The sequence below is a fragment of the Falsiroseomonas oryzae genome (genome assembly GCF_027856955.1).
Taxonomy (GTDB): Bacteria; Pseudomonadota; Alphaproteobacteria; order Acetobacterales; family Acetobacteraceae; genus Falsiroseomonas; species Falsiroseomonas oryzae.
The window spans coordinates 1-17212 of sequence record NZ_JAPSMD010000076.1; the positions used below are offsets into that span (position 1 = coordinate 1).

Annotated in this window: 17 protein-coding genes; 8 read left to right on the forward strand and 9 right to left on the reverse strand. The window is 71.9% G+C overall.

Features of this window, described 5'->3' with window-relative positions; translation table 11 throughout:
• Positions 1–1475: sensor histidine kinase (locus OZN99_RS10355; RefSeq protein ID WP_270935135.1), on the forward strand; the 1475-nt coding region annotated here is incomplete at its 5' end.
• A 118-nt stretch (positions 1476–1593) separates the two neighbouring features.
• On the opposite strand, the gene OZN99_RS10360 is transcribed toward OZN99_RS10355, so the two are convergent.
• From OZN99_RS10360 to OZN99_RS10375, 4 genes are read right to left on the reverse strand one after another with little or no spacing between them, the layout of a single operon-like run.
• A complete protein-coding gene (locus OZN99_RS10360; RefSeq protein ID WP_270935136.1) occupies positions 1594–3081 on the reverse strand; it encodes a tripartite tricarboxylate transporter permease in 1488 nt (495 codons plus the stop codon).
• A 4-nt stretch (positions 3082–3085) separates the two neighbouring features.
• Positions 3086–3559, reverse strand: coding sequence for a tripartite tricarboxylate transporter TctB family protein (locus OZN99_RS10365; protein WP_270935137.1), 474 nt, complete (start codon positions 3557–3559; stop codon positions 3086–3088).
• The gene (locus OZN99_RS10370) at positions 3556–4539 is read right to left on the reverse strand and encodes a tripartite tricarboxylate transporter substrate binding protein (RefSeq protein WP_270935138.1); all 984 of its coding nucleotides are present in this window, start codon (positions 4537–4539) and stop codon (positions 3556–3558) included. Before OZN99_RS10370 ends, OZN99_RS10365 begins: the two co-directional genes overlap by 4 nt.
• Entirely contained in the window at positions 4457–5317 is an 861-nt protein-coding gene (locus OZN99_RS10375) for an FCD domain-containing protein (RefSeq protein WP_270935139.1), read from the reverse strand. The genes OZN99_RS10370 and OZN99_RS10375 overlap by 83 nt, the downstream gene beginning before the upstream one ends.
• Before the next feature lie 92 nt (positions 5318–5409).
• On the opposite strand from OZN99_RS10375, the gene OZN99_RS10380 reads away from it, so the two are divergent.
• Positions 5410–6627, forward strand: coding sequence for a CaiB/BaiF CoA transferase family protein (locus OZN99_RS10380; protein ID WP_270935140.1), 1218 nt, complete (start codon positions 5410–5412; stop codon positions 6625–6627).
• 13 nt (positions 6628–6640) lie between these two features.
• Positions 6641–7447 (forward strand): enoyl-CoA hydratase, encoded by an 807-nt coding sequence (locus OZN99_RS10385; protein WP_270935141.1) that lies wholly within the window; start codon positions 6641–6643, stop codon positions 7445–7447.
• Positions 7448–7465: 18 nt separating this feature from the next.
• Here OZN99_RS10385 and OZN99_RS10390 read toward each other — a convergent pair whose 3' ends face one another.
• Genes OZN99_RS10390 through OZN99_RS10410 form a run of 5 tightly spaced genes read right to left on the reverse strand, consistent with a single transcriptional unit; the run spans position 7466 to position 12732 of the window.
• On the reverse strand, positions 7466–8416 hold the full coding sequence (locus tag OZN99_RS10390) for an ABC transporter ATP-binding protein (protein ID WP_270935142.1): 951 nt from the start codon (positions 8414–8416) through the stop codon (positions 7466–7468).
• The gene (locus OZN99_RS10395) at positions 8413–9366 is read right to left on the reverse strand and encodes an ABC transporter ATP-binding protein (protein ID WP_270935143.1); all 954 of its coding nucleotides are present in this window, start codon (positions 9364–9366) and stop codon (positions 8413–8415) included. The genes OZN99_RS10390 and OZN99_RS10395 overlap by 4 nt, the downstream gene beginning before the upstream one ends.
• Positions 9363–10250 (reverse strand): ABC transporter permease, encoded by an 888-nt coding sequence (locus OZN99_RS10400; protein ID WP_270935144.1) that lies wholly within the window; start codon positions 10248–10250, stop codon positions 9363–9365. The genes OZN99_RS10395 and OZN99_RS10400 overlap by 4 nt, the downstream gene beginning before the upstream one ends.
• Positions 10237–11187, reverse strand: a complete 951-nt coding sequence (locus OZN99_RS10405) for an ABC transporter permease (protein WP_270935145.1) — start codon at positions 11185–11187, stop codon at positions 10237–10239. The genes OZN99_RS10400 and OZN99_RS10405 overlap by 14 nt, the downstream gene beginning before the upstream one ends.
• Before the next feature lie 3 nt (positions 11188–11190).
• Positions 11191–12732 (reverse strand): ABC transporter substrate-binding protein, encoded by a 1542-nt coding sequence (locus tag OZN99_RS10410; RefSeq protein WP_270935146.1) that lies wholly within the window; start codon positions 12730–12732, stop codon positions 11191–11193.
• 79 nt (positions 12733–12811) lie between these two features.
• Between OZN99_RS10410 and OZN99_RS10415 the strand changes: the two genes are divergently transcribed.
• The 5 genes from OZN99_RS10415 to OZN99_RS10435 form a co-directional block, all read left to right on the forward strand.
• Complete coding sequence (locus OZN99_RS10415; RefSeq protein ID WP_270935147.1) at positions 12812–13810, forward strand: succinylglutamate desuccinylase/aspartoacylase family protein; 999 nt, start codon at positions 12812–12814, stop codon at positions 13808–13810.
• Positions 13811–13963: 153 nt separating this feature from the next.
• Entirely contained in the window at positions 13964–14728 is a 765-nt protein-coding gene (locus OZN99_RS10420; protein ID WP_270935148.1) for a class II aldolase/adducin family protein, read from the forward strand.
• Positions 14725–16029 (forward strand): alanine racemase, encoded by a 1305-nt coding sequence (locus OZN99_RS10425; RefSeq protein WP_270935149.1) that lies wholly within the window; start codon positions 14725–14727, stop codon positions 16027–16029. Before OZN99_RS10420 ends, OZN99_RS10425 begins: the two co-directional genes overlap by 4 nt.
• Before the next feature lie 15 nt (positions 16030–16044).
• Positions 16045–17022, forward strand: a complete 978-nt coding sequence (locus tag OZN99_RS10430; RefSeq protein WP_270935150.1) for a Bug family tripartite tricarboxylate transporter substrate binding protein — start codon at positions 16045–16047, stop codon at positions 17020–17022.
• Positions 17019–17212, forward strand: a 194-nt coding sequence (locus OZN99_RS10435; RefSeq protein ID WP_270935151.1) for a hypothetical protein, incomplete at its 3' end; no start/stop codon positions are given. The genes OZN99_RS10430 and OZN99_RS10435, both read left to right, overlap by 4 nt.

The following is a 17212-nucleotide window of genomic DNA, read 5'->3' on the forward strand; positions in this document are numbered from 1 at the left end:
CGGCGGGCTCCTCCGCGCTGCTGCTGCTCCTCGCGCTGGCCGTCGCGCGGCGCCAGCGCGCGCTGGCCCGGGCGAATGCCGACCTGGAGCGCCGCGTCGCGGAGCGGACACGCGACCTGCACGGGCGCGAACGGCTGCTGCGCCTGGCGCAGCAGGCCGCCGGCGCCGCATCATGGTCCTGGGAGCCGAGCAGCGGCGCCCTCCGCTGGTCCGACGAGATGTTCGCGCTGCTCGGTCTCGACGCGCGCGACCCGGCCGTGCAGCCGAGCTTCGACGGCTTCATGGCGATGGTGCACCAGGCCGACAGGCCGGCGCTGCACGCCGCGCTGCAGGCCGCGCTGCGCGAGGGCGTGATGTCCGTGGAGTTTCGCGTCCTGCGCCACGGCCCGCACGGCGTCGCCGAAACCGTCTGGCTGCTGTGCCGCGCCCGGCTGTTCGCCGCCGGCCCTGGCGAGCCGGCGGTCCTGGTCGGCATCGACATCGACATCACCGAGCGCCGGCGGGCCGAGGAGCGCTTCGAGGTGGCGACCGCGGCGATGTCCGGCTTCGTCTACGAGTGGGACGTGCGGAGCGGCCGCATCGAGCGCACGGCGGGCGCGGCGCCGCTGCTGGGCGGCGAGCTGTGCATGTCCGCCGAGGCATGGATGGAACGCATCCACCCCGACGACCGCGCGCGCGCGCGCGCGGACCGCGAGGCGGTGGCGCGCGATCCCGCGCGCGACAGCTACGCGATGGAGTACCGCGTGCGCGGCGCCGGGGGCGACTGGGTCTGGCTGTGGGACCGCGGGCGCATCACGCGCGACCCTGCAAGCGGCGCGCCGCTGCGCATGGTCGGCGGCGCGGTGGACATCACTGCGCGCCGCCTGGCGGAGGAACGGCAGGGGCTGCTGCTGCGCGAGGTCGACCACCGCGCGAAGAACGCGCTGGCCGTGGTGAAGGCCGCCCTGCGACTGACCCCGCGCGACGATCCTGGCGCCTTCGCCGCCGCGATCGAGGGGCGGATCGACGCCCTGGCGAAGGCGCAGGCGCTGCTCTCCGGCACCAGCTGGTCCGGCGCCGGGCTGCGGGATGTGCTGGCCGGCGCGCTGGAGGCCTTCGTGGGCACGGCGGGCTCGCCGCGGCTGGTGCTCGACGGCCCGCCGGTGTTGCTGGCCGCCGTGGCGGTTCAACCGCTGAGCATGGCCCTGCACGAACTGGCGACGAACGCGACGAAATACGGCGCGCTCTCCGCCCCCGATGGCTCGGTCCATGTCCGCTGGCGTGTCCGCGGCGACGTGCTGGAGCTCTCCTGGTCGGAGCATGGTGGCCCATCGGCCCAGGAACCGCCGGATCGACGCGGCTTCGGATCCCGCGTGGTGGAGACTACCGTCCGGTCCCAGCTGGGCGGCAGCATCAGCTGGCTGTGGCTGGAGGACGGGCTGCGGATCGAGATCAGCTTCCCCGCAGCCCGTGTCCTGGCCCGCCGCGCCGCCTGAGCGCAGGCGGACCGGGTCTGGCGCCTCCGGCATCGGGGATGCAGGCCCCGACCGCACCCGCCTTCGGCGTGCGCAGTCCGGGCGCTTGCATGCCCGGCGGTGCGCGCCTCATCCCGTGTCACGCGCGCGCCGCGCGCGCGAATCGCAGCAGGCGCGACGCCACCGGCCACAGCAGCCCGGCGGCGGTGACGGCGAAGAGCAGCAGCGCGATGGGACGGCCGAGGAAGCCGGAAAGATCGTCGCCGAAGATGATCAGGCTCTGCTTCAGCGTCTCCTCCACCATGCCGCCCAGCACCAGCCCCATGATCAGCGGCGCCGGCGAGAAGCCCGCGCGGCGGAACAGGAAGCCGACCACGCCGGCCGCCAGCATCACGTAGACATCGCCCATGGACTGGTTCGGCCCGTAGGCGCCGACGACGCAGAGCACGAAGACGGCGGGCCAGAGGAAGGCGGACGGGATCAGGCTGATGCGCGCGAAGAAGCGCGCCATGTAGAGCCCCATCGCCAGGTAGAACAGGTTCGCCGCCAGCATGGAGGCGAAGACGGCGTAGAGCAGCGTCGGCTGCTCGTTGAATAGGTGCGGCCCCGGCCGCACGCCCTGCACGATGAGGCCGGCGAGGATGATCGCCGTCGTCGCGCTGCCCGGGATGCCGAGCGCGAGGGTGGGCACCATGGATCCGCCGACGGCGGCGTTGTTCGCGGCCTCCGGCCCCGCCACGCCCTCGATGGAGCCGTGGCCGAACTCGTGCTTGTGCTTCGACCAGCGGCGCGTCTCGTTGTAGCCGATCAGCGCGGCGGTGGTGGCGCCGAGCGCCGGGAGCGCGCCGATGAAGGTGCCGATGCCGCTGCCGATCCAGATGGAGCGGGCGCATTTGCGCATCTCCGCCCAGCCTGGGACGCGGGCCGCATCGGTGAAGGCGATGGTCGGCTTGCCGTAGCGCCGCGCCGCCTGATCCAGCATCTCGCCGAAGGCGAAGAGGCCGATCAGCACGGGCACGAAGCCGATGCCGTCCGACAGTTCCATGACGCCGAAGGCGTAGCGCTCGACGCCGGTCGTCAGGTCCATGCCGACGGTCGCGATCAGCAGGCCGAGCGCGGCGGCGATCAGGTTCTTCACCGCGCTGTCACCGCCGATCGCGGCGCACATCGACAGCCCGAACAGCGCGAGCGCGAAGTATTCCGGGGGACCGAAGGAGTAGGCCGACTGCGCCAGCAGCGGTGCGGCGACGATCAGCACGACGACGCTGAAGATGCCTCCGATCGCCGAGGCGACGGCCGACATGCCGAGCGCAAGCCCCGCCTGGCCCTTCTCGGCCATCTTGAAGCCCTCGAGCGCGGTGGCGCTGGCGGAGGGATCGCCCGGCGCGTTCACCAGGATCGCGGTGATGGAGCCGCCGAAATTGGCCGCGCAGTAGATCGCGCCGAGGAAGCAGATGGCGGGCACGGGGCCCATCGCGATCGTCATCGGCAGCATCAGCGCGATGGTGGTGGAACCGCTGATGCCCGGCAGCGCGCCGACGAAGATGCCGAGCACGGTGCCGAGCAGCACCATCAGCATCACATAGGGGTCCACCAGAACGGCGAGACCGCCGAGGAAGCCTTCCACGCGCCTAACCCCCGAAGATCAGGCCGCCGGGCAGCGTCAGCCGGAACACCCTCACGAACACCAGCCACAGGCAGAGCGTGAACGCGGCAGCGACGCCGGCCAGCAGGATGGGGCGCCGCTCGCCCCAGAGCCAGCCCGCGACGACCATGAACAGCGCGCTCGCGCCCAGCATGCCCGCCAGCGCCATCGCCGGCAGGAACAGCGCGCAGCAAGCCCAGATGGCGAGCGCCCCGCGGTCCGGCGCCACGTTGTCCGGATCGGGCTGTCCCGGCTCCTGCAGGAACAGCAGCACGGCAAGGCCCAGGATCGTGATGCAGATCAGGCGGGGGAACTCGACCGCGCCGAGGCCCGGCAGGCCCGGCGGCACGGGATCGAACAGGAAGGTCCCGCCGAATGCCGCCGCCGCGACCAGCGCGACGAGCGTCGCGCTGATCCGGTTGGCGTTGCTCGAGCGGGACGGCGCCGCTGACGCCTTCACCGCAGCAGGCCGAGCGCGGTCAGCGCCTCCCGCCCTTCCTCGTAGAAGCCGGTGAGCTGGCGGCCCCAGACCTCGCGGCCGGCGACGGAATCGAGCGACTGGCCGGTGTTCTCCAGATAGCCGCGGTAGATCGGCCCCGACATGGCGCGGATCAGCCCCTGTTCGAGCCGCGCGACGCGGTCCTCCGGCGTACCCCTCAGCACGGCATAGCCGCGCACCGTGGCCGCGGTCGCGTTGATGCCGAGCTCCTTGCCGGTCGGCACGTTGGGGAAGCCTGACAGGCGCTGTTCCGACATCACCATCAGCGGCCGCACCTCTCCGGCGCGCAGCTGCGATTCCGCCTCGGCCGGGTTGAGCAGGCCGACATCGATGTTGCCGCCGACCAGGTTGATGACGATGTCGCCGCCGCCGCGGAAGGGTACCAGCGTCGGCTGCTGAAGCTGCGCGGCGCGGCCGAAGGCGAAGATCGCCACATGGTCCACGCCGCCCACATGCGTGCCGCCGAAGCGGAGCGACCGCGCGCGCCCGGCCGCGAGCAGCTCCTCCGGTGTGCGCAGCGGGCTGTCGCGCCGCACCAGGATCATCTGCGGATCCTCGGTGGCGCGGGCCAGCGGGATCAGGTCCGAGAGCTGCGGCAGGTTGCGGTTGCGCAGCATGGTCAGCAGGTGCGTCTGCGTCATCAGGATGATGGTGTGGCCATCGGCGGGGCGGCTGGCCAGGTACTGCAGCGCCTGCGCGCCGCTGCCCGCGGTGCGGTTCACCACGGTGAATTCCTGCCCGAACTCCGCCGGCGCGGAAACCATCATCATGCGTGCGGTGATGTCGGTGCCGCCGCCGACGCCGGCATGCGTCACGACCTCCACCGTGCGCGAGGGGAAGCGTTCCTGCGCGCGGAGCCTAGCCGGCGCGGCCAGCCCGGCGCCGAGCGCCGCCGTGCCCGCCAGCAGCCCGCGGCGGCGGAGGATGGGACCCTGCGTCATCTGCGTTCTCTCCCTTGTCGTCCTTGTCGTCGGCCGCGTCGCGCGGCGATCTGGTGTCGGTGGCCCTGAAGCGGCGCTTGCCGCCGGCGATGTGCGCCTCGCCCGCCGCCCGCGCGGCCGCCGCGTCGCCCGCCGCGATCGCGCGGAGGATCGCGGCATGCTCGGCGTTGCTCTCGCGCATGTTCTCGGGCTGCACCAGCGCGCGCCGGCGGAAGAGGTGCAGCTCGTTGCCGAGCTCCTCGTAGAGCCGGCGCGCGCGCGGCCCCCCGCCGAACGCCAGCAGGGCGGCGTGGAAGTCCAGGTTGGCGGCGTAGTAGGTCGTGGGCTCGTTTGCCCGGTGCGCCTGCTCCATGCGCTTCACCATGGCGCGCAGCGCCGCGAGTTGCGCCGGCGCGGCGTGATCCGCGAGGTGCGCGCAGGCGAGCCCGGTTATGGCGGCGCGCAGGTCGTAGATCTCCAGCGCCTCCTCGGCGCTGACCTGGCGGACATAGCTGCCCTGGTTGCGCACCGCGACGACCAGCCCGGTCCGTTCCAGCCCGCGCACGGCCTCCCGCACCGGTCCGCGCGAGACGCCGAGACGCGTGGCGAGCGCCTGCTCGTTCAGCCTCTCGCCGGCGGCGAGCGCGCCGGAGAGGATCATCCGCTCGATCTCCTGGGCGACGAGGGAGGCGAGGGAGCGCGTCCGCACGATGTCGAGCGCGCTCTGCGCGCCGGCCGGTTCCGCCGCCGCGCCGCGCGCCGCGCGGCGTGCGCCGCTTCCGGACCCGGTTCCCTCCATGGTCGGAAACTGGCTCCGGCGACTGTCATCTGTCAACAGTTTGCGGGCGCCCGGACGGGTGCTATGCATCACCCGTGAAGGAGGAACCGCCGATGCCCGAGGGTCACGTTGCCGGGGGCCACGCCATGCAGGCCTCGACCGCGCTGTCGCGCTTCACCGTGCTCGACCTGACGCGCGTGCGCTCCGGTCCCACCTGCGTCCGCCAGCTGGCCGACTGGGGCGCGAAGGTCATCAAGATTGAGATGCCGCCCGCGCTGGACGAGGGCGACCCGATGGGCGGGCCGCGCCACGGCTCGGACTTCCAGAACCTGCACCGCAACAAGCGGGGCATGACGATCAACCTGAAGTCGCCGGATGGTGTCGCGCTGCTGAAGAAGCTGGCGGAGACCGCCGACGTCATCGTCGAGAATTTCCGCCCGGACGTGAAGAAGCGCCTGGGCATCGACTACGAGGCGATGGCGAAGGTCAACCCACGCATCGTCTATGCCTCGATCTCCGGCTTCGGCCAGGACGGCCCCTATGCCGGCCGCCCGGGCTTCGACCAGATCGCGCAGGGCATGGGCGGGCTGATGTCCATCACAGGCCTGCCCGGGCAGGGCCCGGTTCGCGTCGGCATTCCCATCGCCGACCTCACCGCCGGGATCTTCGCCGCGCAGGGCATCCTGGTCGCGCTGCTGGAGCGCGAGGTCTCCGGCAAGGGCCAGTGGGTGCAGTCGTCCCTGCTGCAGGCGCAGATCTTCATGCTGGACTTCCAGGCCAGCCGCTGGCTGATGGAGGGCCAGGTGCCGAAGCAGGCCGGCAACAACCACCCGACCTCCATTCCGACCGGCGTGTTCCCGACCAGCGACGGCTTCATGAACATCGCCGCCAGCGGCAACAAGATCTGGGAACGCTGCGCCCGGGCGCTGGGCCGCGACGACCTGCTCGCGGACGAGCGCTACAAGACCGCCGGCAGCCGCAGCCAGCACCGCGACGCGCTGAACGCCGAGATCGAGAAGACCACGCGCACCAACACCACCGCGCATTGGGTGAATGCGCTGAACGAGGCCGGCGTGCCCTGCGGGCCGATCTACAAGGTGGACGAGATGTTCGCCGACCCGCAGGTGCAGCACCTCGGCATCGCGCAGAAGCTCAACGGCGGCAACAAGGGCGAGGTGGCCTATGTCGGCCAGCCCATCACGCTCTCCCGCACGCCATCGAAGATCGTCAGCCATCCGCCGGAGATCGGCCAGCACACGGACGAGATCCTGAAGGAGCTCGGCTACGACCAGGCGAGGATCGACGACCTGCGCAGCCGCCAGGTCATCTGAGGAAGCCCTGACCATGGACGGCATGATGGTGACCGGTTCCGAGAAGATGCTTGCCCGCAAGGCGGACGGCATCGGCTGGATGACCTTCAACAACCCCGAGCGGCACAACGCCGTCTCGATGGAGATGTGGCAGGCTGCCGAGCGCATCCTGACCGACTTCATCGCAGATGCGGCGGTGCGCGTCGTCGTCGTGACCGGGGCCGGCGGCAAGGCCTTCGTCTCCGGCGCAGACATCTCCAAGTTCGAATCCGAGCGCGCGAGCGAGGAGGCGGTGAACGCCTATCAGGCGCAGACCGCCAAGGTCTACGACCTGCTCTACAACTGCCCCAAGCCGACCATCGCCATGATCCAGGGGCATTGCATCGGCGGCGGCACGGCGCTGGCCGTCACCTGCGACCTGCGCATCTGCGGCGAGACGGCGAGCTTCGGGGTGCCGGCCGCCAAGCTCGGCCTGGGCTATCCGCTGGCCGGTCTGCGCCGCCTGGTGGACCTGGTTGGCCCCTCCTTCGCGAAGGAGATCTTCTTCACCGCGAAGAAGTGGACTGCCGAGGAGGCGCGCATCATGGGCCTGGTGAACCGCGTGGTGCCGAACGACCAGCTCGAGTCCTATGTGGTGGACTACGCCAAGACCATCGCTGGCAACGCGCCACTGACCGTCGGCAGCGCCAAGGCGATCATCCACGAGGCGCTGAAGGACCGCGGCGCCGCGGACGAGGCGCTGTGCGACCGCCTGGTGAAGCAGTGCTTCGCCAGCGAGGACTACATCGAGGGCCGCCGCGCCTTCATGGAAAAGCGCCCACCGCAGTTCAAGGGGCGGTAGATCTTCCCCCTCCCCCGCTCACGGGGGAGGAGACAGCGGGCCGGGGAAGTGGCACGCGACGCGCTGCCCTTCCGCCACCTCCGCCAGCACCGGCTCCTCCGCCGCGCAGCGCGGCGCGGCGCGCGGGCATCGCGTACGGAACCTGCATCCGCTCGGCGGATCGGACGGGCTCGGCACCTCGCCCTTCAGCACGATGCGCGTGCGTCGCGCCCCGCCCGGTTCCGCAGCCGCCGACAGCAGCGCCTGGGTGTAGGGATGCTGCGGCGTCGCGAAGAGGTGCTCACGCGACGCCTCCTCCACGACGCGGCCGAGATACATCACGGCGATGCGCGGCGCCATGTGCCGCACCGCCGCCAGATTGTGGCTGACGAACAGGCAGGCGAGCCCCAGGCGCTGCTGCAGTTCCGACAGCAGGTTCAGCACCTGCGCCTGGATCGAGACATCCAGCGCGCTGGTCGGTTCGTCGCAGACCAGGAAGGCGGGCTGCGTGGCCAGGGCCCGCGCGATGGCGATGCGCTGACGCTGGCCGCCGCTGAATTCGTGCGGGTAGCGGTCCGCGTGGTCCGGCAGCAGCCCGACCATGCTCAGCAGGTCCGGGACGCGGGCGCGGCGGAAGGCGCGGTCGCCGGTGCCGTGCACCACCATCGGTTCCGCCAGCAGGTCGGCCACCGTCATGCGCGGGTTCAGGCTGCCGAAGGGATCCTGGAAGACGATGCCCATGTCGCGCCGCAGCCCGCGCATGGCGCGATCGGGCAGGTGCGTGATGTCCTGGCCGCGGAAGGTCAGCGTGCCGGCCTCAGGCTCGATCAGTCGGATCAGCACGCGCGCCAGGGTGGACTTGCCGCAGCCGCTCTCGCCGACCAGCCCGAGCGTCTCGCCCTGCGCGATGGCGATGTCCACGCCATCCACCGCGCGCACGCCGCCCGCGAAGGTCTTGCGCAGCGCCAGCCCCTGCACCAGCGCGCTCACGCGATCTCCTCCGCGCGGATGCAGGCGGCCGCGGTGCCGGATGGAAGCGCGCGCAGCGGCGGTGGCGCGGCGTCGCAGGCCGGCCGCGCATGGGCGCAGCGTGGCGCGAAGCGACAGCCCGATGGGAAGTCGGCGGGGGCGGGGACTACGCCGTCGATCGCCGGCAAGGCGCCGATGGGACCCTCGAGGCGCGGGATCGCCGCGAGCAGCGCGCGCGTATAGGGGTGCGCCGGCCCATCGAAGATCGCCGCGGCCGGCCCGGTCTCCGCAACGCGCCCGGCGTACATCACCACCACGCGCTCGCAGATGTCGGACACCACGCCGAGATCATGGGTGATCAGCAGCACGGCCATGCCGAGTTCGCGCCGCAGTCCGCGCAGCAGGTCCAGGATGCCGGCCTGCACCGTGGCGTCCAGCGCGGTGGTCGGTTCGTCGGCGATCAGCAGCCGCGGGCGGCAGGCGAGCGCGATGGCGATCATCGCGCGCTGGCGCATGCCGCCGGACAACTGGTGCGGATACTCGTCCACGCGGCGCTCGGCCGCGGCAATCTCCACCAGCTTCAGCAGCGCGATCGCCTCGGCATGGGCGGCGCGCCGGTCCAGGCCGCGGTGCCGGCGCAGCACCTCCGCGATCTGCTCCCCCACCGTCAGCACCGGGTTGAGCGACGCCATCGGCTCCTGGAAGATCATCGCCATGCGCGCACCGCGCAGGCGCTGCATCTCGCGTTCCGGCAGCGCCAGCACGTCGCGCCCTTCGAAGTCGATGCGGCCGGCGGCGGTGCCGCCCATCGGCAGCAGGCCCATGATGGCCAGCGCGGTCATCGACTTGCCGCTGCCGCTCTCGCCGACCACGCCGAGCACCTCGCCTTCCGCGATGTCGAAGGAGACGTCCTCCAGCACGCGGGTGCCGCCGAAGGCGACGGACAGGTCGCGCACGGAAATCAGGCTCATCGGATCGCCGTGCGCAGCCGCGGGTCCAGCGCGTCGCGCAGCCCGTCGCCCATCAGGTTCAGCCCCAGTACCACCAGCGCGATCACCACGCCTGGCGTCAGGGAGATCCAGGGCGCTTCCTGGATGAAGTCGCGCCCATCCGCGATGATGCCGCCCAGCGTCGGCGTCGGCGGCGGCGGGCCGACGCCCAGGAAGCTCAGCACCGCCTCCGCCAGTACCGCCAGGGCGAAGACATAGGTCTGCTGCACGACCAGCGGCGCCATGGCATTGGGCAGGACGTGGCGCAGCAGGACGCGCGCGGGGGAGGCGCCGATGGCGCGCGCCCCCTCCACGAAGGGAAACTCCCGCACCACCAGCACGCCCGCGCGCATCACCCGCGCGGCGCGCGGCACGTAGGCGATGGACAGCGCGACGATCACGTTGAGCTCGGACGGCCCGAGCGCGGCGGCCAGGGCGATCGCCAGCAGCACCGCCGGGAAGGCCATCAGCGCATCCATCAGCCGCATCACCGGCCCGTCCACCCGGCGGAAGAAGCCCGCGACGGCGCCGATCGCGCCGCCCGCCAGCGCCGTCAGGACCGCGACGCCCAGTCCGATGCGCAACGACACCTGGATGCCGTGCAGCGTGCGGGAGAGGATGTCGCGCCCGAAGCGGTCCGTGCCGAACCAGAACACCTCGTCGGGCGGGCGGAAGCGGGTGCGGAAGTTGTTGCGAAGCGGGTCGAATGGCGCCAGCCAGGCGGCCAGCAGCCCGCACAGCGCGACCGCGCCGAACAGCAGCAGCCCCCAGCGGAAGGACGGATGCGCGACGAGGCGCGAGAGTGCGCCGGGCGGGCGACGCCGGCGCGCAGCCGGTGCCACGGCGCCGCCGTCAGCGCCGGCCATGGCGGATCCGCGGGTCGAGCGTCGCGTACAGGAGGTCCACGACCAGGTTGACCAGCACGAAGATGGTCGCCGTCAGCAGCAGCCCGCCCTGGATCACCGGGTAGTCGCGGCGCTGGATCGCGCCGACGATCAGCCGCCCGACGCCGGGCAGGCTGAAGACGCTCTCGATCACCACGGCGCCGCCCAGCAGCACGCCGCACGCGATGCCGGCTACCGTCACCACGGGGATCAGCGCGTTGCGCAGGGCGTGCTTGCCCACCACGATCCAGCCGGGCATCCCCTTGGCGCGCGCGGTGCGAATGTAGTCCTGTTGCAGCACCTCCAGCATCGCCGCCCGGGTCATGCGCGCGAACAGGCCCATCTGCGCCAGGGCCAGCGTCGCAGCCGGCAGCAGCATGCTGCGCGCCCAGCCCAGCGGATCCGTGGCGAACGGCACGTAGCCGCCGGTCGGCAGCCAGCCGAGCACGACGGCAAAGACATAGACAAAGACCAGACCGAGCCAGAAATCCGGGATCGAGAAGCCGATCAGCGCCGTCCCCATCGCCGCCCGGTCCGCTGCCTTGCCCGCCCGAACCGCCGCCAGCGTGCCGAGCGCGGTGCCCGCGACGAAGGCGATGGCCAGCGCCGTGAAGGTGAGGGAAAGGGTGACCGGCAGCCGCTCCACGATGGCGGCGGCCACGCCCTGGCGCAGCAGGATGCTCTCGCCCAGGTCACCCTGCAGCAGCGCGCCGTACCAGCCGACGAGCTGCTCGTGCCAGGGCCGCGTCAGGCCGAGCCGCTCACGCAGCCGCGCGAGCTCCTCCGCGGTGGCGGTCGGGCCGGCCATCTCCGCTGCGACATCGCCCGGCACGATCCAGACGATGCCGAAGGACAGCAGCGAGACGATCAGCAGGACGGGCAGGGCCGCCAGCAGCCGCCCGGCCGCATAGCGCAGCACCCGCTACGCCAGGCTGATGCCCCACATGCGCGGGATGCGGTACGGCTTGTAGTCGCGCACATTCGCCCGCGTCGCCTGAATGATGCCGACGTCGCCGCACTTGATCGCGATGGCCTGGTCGTACATCCGCGCCTGGAAGTCTGCGACGGCCTTCTTGCGGTCGGCCTCGGCCAGGCTGGTGGTCAGGCGGCGCTGGCAATCCTCGATCACCTCGTCGCGCTGGTGCTGCGCCGGTTGGTGGCCGCTGAAGTAGCCGACCACGCCATAGGGCCCCTCATAGGGTTCGATGCCCATCATCAATGCCCACATGTGCCAGCCCGTGCGCTGCGTCCGCTGGCTGAAGGCCGTCGGCCAGTCGGTGATCACCGTGCGGACGTTCACGCCGATGCCGCGCAGCTGCTCCGCCGCGGTGACGATCGCCGCCTGGTGGTTGGAGAAGCTGGAATCGCCCAGCAGGATGATCTCCTCGTTGCGATAGCCAGATTCCCGCAGCAGGGCGCGCCCGCGGTCCTTGTTGTTGATGTTGTAGAGCTGGCGCCCGACGTCGCCGGCGAAATAGGTGGTGCCCGGGTGCTGCCAGCCATGCGTCATCCGGTAGAGCCCGTCGGTGGAGATCGCCATGATCTCCTCCAGGTCGAGCGCCGCCTGCAGCGCGCGGCGGAACACCGGGTTGTCCATCGGCGGCATGACGTGGTTCAGGATCAACGTCTGGAAGGACCACGGCAGCATCTCGTGCATCTGAAGGTTGCGGTCGTTCCGCAGCCGCTGCGCCGCCGGCACGGCGATCGCCTCCAGGATCTGCATCTCGCCGGTCTGCAGGCCGGCGGTGCGCGCGCCGGCCTCGGGCACGAAGCGGATCATGATGTTCTCGATGTTCGCGACCTTGCGGCCCGCGAAGCCGTCCATCCCCTGATAGCGGCTGTTCTGCACGTACTCGGGAAAACGCGTCAGGCGCACATGGCTGTCGGGGCGGTACTCGACGAAGCGGAAGGGCCCGGTGCCGATCACCTCGATCCGGCTGGCCTCCTTGCCGGCCTCCTCCTCGGGGATGATGGCGCAGGGCGCGCGCGGCGAGGAGATGCCCGCGATGAAGCCCGGGCTGGGCTGCTTCAGCCGCACCACCAGGGTGCGCGCATCCGGCGTCTCCATCGCGTCCACCGGCTGCATGATGAAGGCGGAGCCGCCGACGCGTCCGTATCGCTGCAGGCTCGCGCGGACGTCCGCGCTGGTCATCCGCTTGCCGTTGTGGAAGCGCGCGTCGCGCAGCGAGAAGCGGTAGGTCAGGCCATCCGCGGAGACGTCCACGCCCTCGGCCAGGTCGGGTTGGGGATTGCCGGCCTCGTCGCGCGCGAACAGCGTCTCGTAGACATGCAGGTTGATGTTGCGGCTGGCCTGCGCGGTGGTGACTTGCGCGTCCAGGCTCGGCGGCTGCGCCTGCTGCGCCATCACCACCGTCCCGCGGGCACCCTGGGCCAGGGCGGGCTTCGCCAGGCCGGAGAGCGCCGTCGCCCCCGTCGCTAGGCCGAGTTCGCGTCGCGTCAGCATCCTGCCTTCCCCCCTCTCCCGGGTCGTCGCAGGGATGCTAGCCTTCGCACGCGACGCGGTTCAATGCGGGGAATGCGCCATGGCGACGAGCCCGGTGATGGTCGAGGTGGACCTCTGGGGCAGTGGTCGGCTTGCCGGGCATCTCCGGGTGCCGCAGTCGCGCGACGACAGCGGCTGGGGCACGATCCAGGTTCCCATCGTGGTGATCGCGAACGGCACCGGGCCGACGGTGCTGCTGACCGCCGGCAACCACGGCGACGAATACGAAGGCCAGGTGGCGTTGCTCGACCTCGCGCGCACGCTGCCCGCGGAGGAGGTGCAGGGCCGCGTCATCCTGCTGCCCGCCATGCACTACCCCGCCTGCGCTGCCGGCAAGCGCCTCAGCCCGCTGGACGGTCGCGACTTCAACCGGTGCTTTCCCGGCGACCCCTTTGGCGGCTTTGCGCTGTCCCTCGCGCATTTCGTGGACAGCGTGCTGCTGCCGCTCTGCGATGTCCAGATGGACCTGCACAGCGGCGGCACCGGCATGGACATCGTGCCGAGCGCGGTCGGCCACATGCTGGACCACCCGGAGATGCAGGCCCGCACCCTGGCGATGGCTGATGCCTTCGGCGCGCCGGTCACGCTGCTGCTCAAGGAGGTCAATGCCGGCCCCACCCTGCTGGCCGCGGCGGAGAACCGCGGCGTTGTCGCCCTGTCTTCGGAGCTCGGCGGCGGCGGCCGCCTCAACCCGCGGGCGCTGGCCATCACGAAGCGCGGCGTGCGCAACGTGCTGCGCCATGCCGGCGTGCTGCAGGGCAAGCCGGAGATCGGCGAATACGGCCACCCGCGGCGCATGACCGTGCCCGACCTCGGCCACTACGTCTTCGCCCCCGCCGATGGCATTTGGGAAGCCGCGCACGAACTCGGTGCCGCCGTGCAGGCGGACGCGCCGGCCGGCCTGCTGCACCGCATCGAGGATCCGACCGCCCCGCCTATCGCGCTGTCCTACAAGGCGACCGGCCTGCTCTGGTGTGTCCGGCACGCCGGGCGCGTGAAGGCCGGCGACCCGGTGGCGGTGATCGCGCGTGATTTGTGACCCTCAGGCGCCGGGCGCGGCCTCCGGCCGCTTGGCTTTCGCGCCGACGCGCTGTCTCATGGGGCCATGCAGGTGCTCGGCGCGCGGGGCCGCGATCGCGGCCCTGGGCGTGGCGCCGGCTCTGGCAGATCGCTGATCCTGAGGAAGGCATCCATGTCCGCCATCATCGAGGCCCGCAGCAACTCCGCCGCGGAGGAACGCGAATGGGAACTGCGCCGCGACATGGCCGCGGTGTTCCGCGTCGCCGCGCGGGAAGGCTGGAACGAGCAGATCGGCAACCACAACAGCCTGATGCTGCCCGACGAGAAGGAGCCGCGCTTCCTGATCAACCCGCGCGGCTACCTGTTCCAGGAGCTGAAGGCGAGCGACCTGATCGTCTGCGACCTGGACGGTAAGGTGCTGCGCGGCACGGGAGAGCTGCGCAAGGTCGCCTTCCACATCCATGCCCGCATCCACCTGCTGAACCCGCGCGCCGCCTGCGTGGTGCATGTGCATCCGCGCTGGCTCACCGCGCTGTCGCTGCTGCGCGACACGGAGATGCACTTGAGCCACCACAACAACCTCGCCCTCAACGACCGCATCGTCTACGACCATGAGGGCGACGAACCCGTGCACCACAATGAGGAAGGCGACCGCATCGCGCGCTGCCTGGGCGAGAAGTCGGTGATGGTGATGCGCGGCCACGGCGTCACCGTCGTCGGCCCCACGGTGCACGACGCCTTCGACGAGTGCTTCATCGCGGAGCGCACGGCGATGTACCAGATGACGGCGATGTCCACCGGCCAGCCCCTGCACCACCTGCCGGAACGCCTGCGCCGCCGCCATCTCGGCCCGTGGAGCGAGCGCTACGACGCCCGCCTGCACCTCGACGCCTGGCGCCGCGTGCTGGACCGCGAGGAACCGGACTACGCGCAATGACGGACGGGACGCCGATCTCCGATCCGCTCGCCCCGCGCGATGCGGCGATCGCCGGCTTCGCGCTGGACGGCACCGTTAAGGGCGTGCCGCCCGGTGCGCGGCTTTCGCTGGCCGATATCGCGTCGCAGGGCTGGCGGCTGCCGGAGATGCCGCTGCCGCTGGCCGTGCTGCGGGTGGACGTGCTGCGCCGCAATGCGCGCTGGATGGCGGAGTTCGCGCAGCGCAACGGTCTCTCGCTCTGCCCGCACGGCAAGACGACCATGGCGCCGCAGCTCTGGAACCTGCAGCTGGCGGAAGGTGCCTGGGGCATCACCGTCGCCACCGCGCACCAGCTGCAGGTCGCGCGCCGCTTCGGCGTGAAGCGCGTGATCTGGGCCAACCAGCCCATCGGCCGCATCGCCGTGGACGCCGCCTTCGACGCGCTGCGCGACCCGGACTTCGACCTCTTCGTCCTGGCCGACAGCCTGGCCGTGGTGGAGGGGCTAGCCGCCGGTGCAGCGCGGGCGGGGCTCTCGCGCCCGCTGAACGTGCTGCTCGAGGTGGGCGCCATGGGCGGCCGCACCGGCGCGCGCACCGTCGAAACCGCGCTGGAGGTGGCGCGCGCCATCGCCGCCGCGCCCGGCCTGGCGCTGGCCGGCGTCGAGGCCTTCGAGGGCCTGCTCAGCGAGACGGCGCAGGTGGACGCCTTCCTCGGCACCCTCGTCGCCACCGCCCGTGCCTGCGCCGCCGAAGGCCTGTTCGGCACGGAGGAGGTGCTGCTGACCGCCGGCGGCACCGCCTTTTTCGACCGCATCGGCCCGCGCCTCGCCGCCGCCGGTGACCTCGGCCGCCCGGTGCGGCGCGTGCTGCGCAGCGGCTGCTACCTGACGCATGACAGCCTGGGCTACGAGCAGGCCTATCGCCGCATGCGGAAGGAGAGCATCGGCCTCGACTACCCGCCCGGCGACCTACGCGCCGCGCTGGAGGTCTGGGCGCATGTGCAATCCGTCCCGGAGCCCGGCCGTGCCATCATCACCTGCGGCAAGCGCGACATCTCCGCCGACACCGGCTGGCCGGTGCCGCTGCGGCTGCTGCGCGACGGCGACCTGGCCAAGGCCATGCCCTTCGGCGCCTTCCACAAGGTGACCGGGATGAATGACCAGCATGGCTACCTGATCGGCCCGGCGGATGGGCTGCTGCGCGTCGGCGACGTGGTGGTGCTCGGCGTCGGCCATCCCTGCACCACCTTCGACAAGTGGCAGGTGATCCCGCTGGTGGACGAGGGCTTCCGCATCGTCGGCGCCATCCGCACCTTCTTCTGACGCGAGGACAGACGCATGACCCCCCGCATCCCGCGCCGTGCCGCCCTGATGCTGCTGGCCGCGCCGGCGCTGGCCCGCGCGCAGGCGCCCTGGACCCCGACGCGCCCGCTGCGCCTGGTGCTGCCCTTCGCGCCGGGCGGCCTGACGGACATCCTCGCCCGTGCCTGCGCCGAGCAGCTGCAGGCACGCATCGGCCAGCCGGTGGTGGTGGAGAACCGCGCCGGCGCCGGCGGCAACCTGGCTGCGGAGGCGGTGGCCCGGGCCACGCCGGACGGCCACACGCTGCTGGTCGCGACGCAGGGCATCATCGCGATCAACAAGGCGCTCTATCCGCGCCTGGCCTACGACCCCGATGCCGACTTCACCGCCATCGCCATGCTGGCGCAGCAGCCCAACCTGCTCGTCGTCTCGCCGCGCGCCCTGCCGGACGTGACGACCGTGGCGGAACTGATCGCGAAGGTGAAGGCGACGCCGGGCGGCATGCCCTATGGCTCCAACGGCGTCGGCTCCTTCACGCATCTCTCGATGGAGCTGTTCCGCGCCACCGCCGGCATCGAGATGACGCATGTGCCCTATCGCGGCAGCGCGCCGCTGCTGACGGACATGGTGGCCGGCACGATCCCCGTGGCCTTCGACGGCCTCGCCACCTCCGCCCCGCAGGTGCGTGGCGGCAGCCTGCGCGCCATCGGCGTCACCAGTGGCCAGCGCTTCCGCGCCATGCCCGACATCCCCGCCGTGGCGGAGACGCTGCCGGGCTTCGATGCCAGCCCCTGGTACGGTGTCTTCGCCCAGTCCGCGCTGCCCGAGCCCGTGCTGGCCGCGCTGGAAGCGGCCTTCCGCGCGGTGCTGGAAAGCCCGGCCTGGGCGCAGGTGCTGGCGCAGCGCGAAGCCGACGCCATGCCGCAAGACCGCGCCGCCCTGGCCGCCATGATGACGCGCGAGCGCCAGGTCTGGCGCGAGGCCGTGCAGCGGTCCGGCGCGCGCGCGGAGTGATATTCGACGACATCACCGCCTGGGCGCGGCCTGGCCCTCCGCCCGACAGCGCCGCGTCACGCAAGGCGCGGCTGTTGCTGCTGGACAGCCTGGGCTGCGCCCTGGCCGGCCTGCGGCACCCGCGCGTCGCGGCCTTCGCCAGGGCGATGCAGGCGGCCTTCCCCGGCGAGGTCGGGCTGGCCGGCGCGCG

Excerpts from the sequence above, each read along its gene's own strand:
- OZN99_RS10415 (WP_270935147.1), top strand. The coding sequence starts at position 12,812 with ATGGCGACGAGCCCGGTGATGGTCGAGGTGGACCTCTGGGGCAGTGGT.
- OZN99_RS10380 (WP_270935140.1), top strand. The coding sequence starts at position 5,410 with ATGCCCGAGGGTCACGTTGCCGGGGGCCACGCCATGCAGGCCTCGACC.
- OZN99_RS10430 (WP_270935150.1), top strand. The coding sequence starts at position 16,045 with ATGACCCCCCGCATCCCGCGCCGTGCCGCCCTGATGCTGCTGGCCGCG.
- OZN99_RS10385 (WP_270935141.1), top strand. The coding sequence starts at position 6,641 with ATGGACGGCATGATGGTGACCGGTTCCGAGAAGATGCTTGCCCGCAAG.
- OZN99_RS10370 (WP_270935138.1), bottom strand. The coding sequence starts at position 4,539 with ATGACGCAGGGTCCCATCCTCCGCCGCCGCGGGCTGCTGGCGGGCACG.
- OZN99_RS10375 (WP_270935139.1), bottom strand. The coding sequence starts at position 5,317 with ATGGAGGGAACCGGGTCCGGAAGCGGCGCACGCCGCGCGGCGCGCGGC.
- OZN99_RS10420 (WP_270935148.1), top strand. The coding sequence starts at position 13,964 with ATGTCCGCCATCATCGAGGCCCGCAGCAACTCCGCCGCGGAGGAACGC.
- OZN99_RS10410 (WP_270935146.1), bottom strand. The coding sequence starts at position 12,732 with ATGCTGACGCGACGCGAACTCGGCCTAGCGACGGGGGCGACGGCGCTC.
- OZN99_RS10395 (WP_270935143.1), bottom strand. The coding sequence starts at position 9,366 with ATGAGCCTGATTTCCGTGCGCGACCTGTCCGTCGCCTTCGGCGGCACC.
- OZN99_RS10425 (WP_270935149.1), top strand. The coding sequence starts at position 14,725 with ATGACGGACGGGACGCCGATCTCCGATCCGCTCGCCCCGCGCGATGCG.
- OZN99_RS10400 (WP_270935144.1), bottom strand. The coding sequence starts at position 10,250 with ATGGCCGGCGCTGACGGCGGCGCCGTGGCACCGGCTGCGCGCCGGCGT.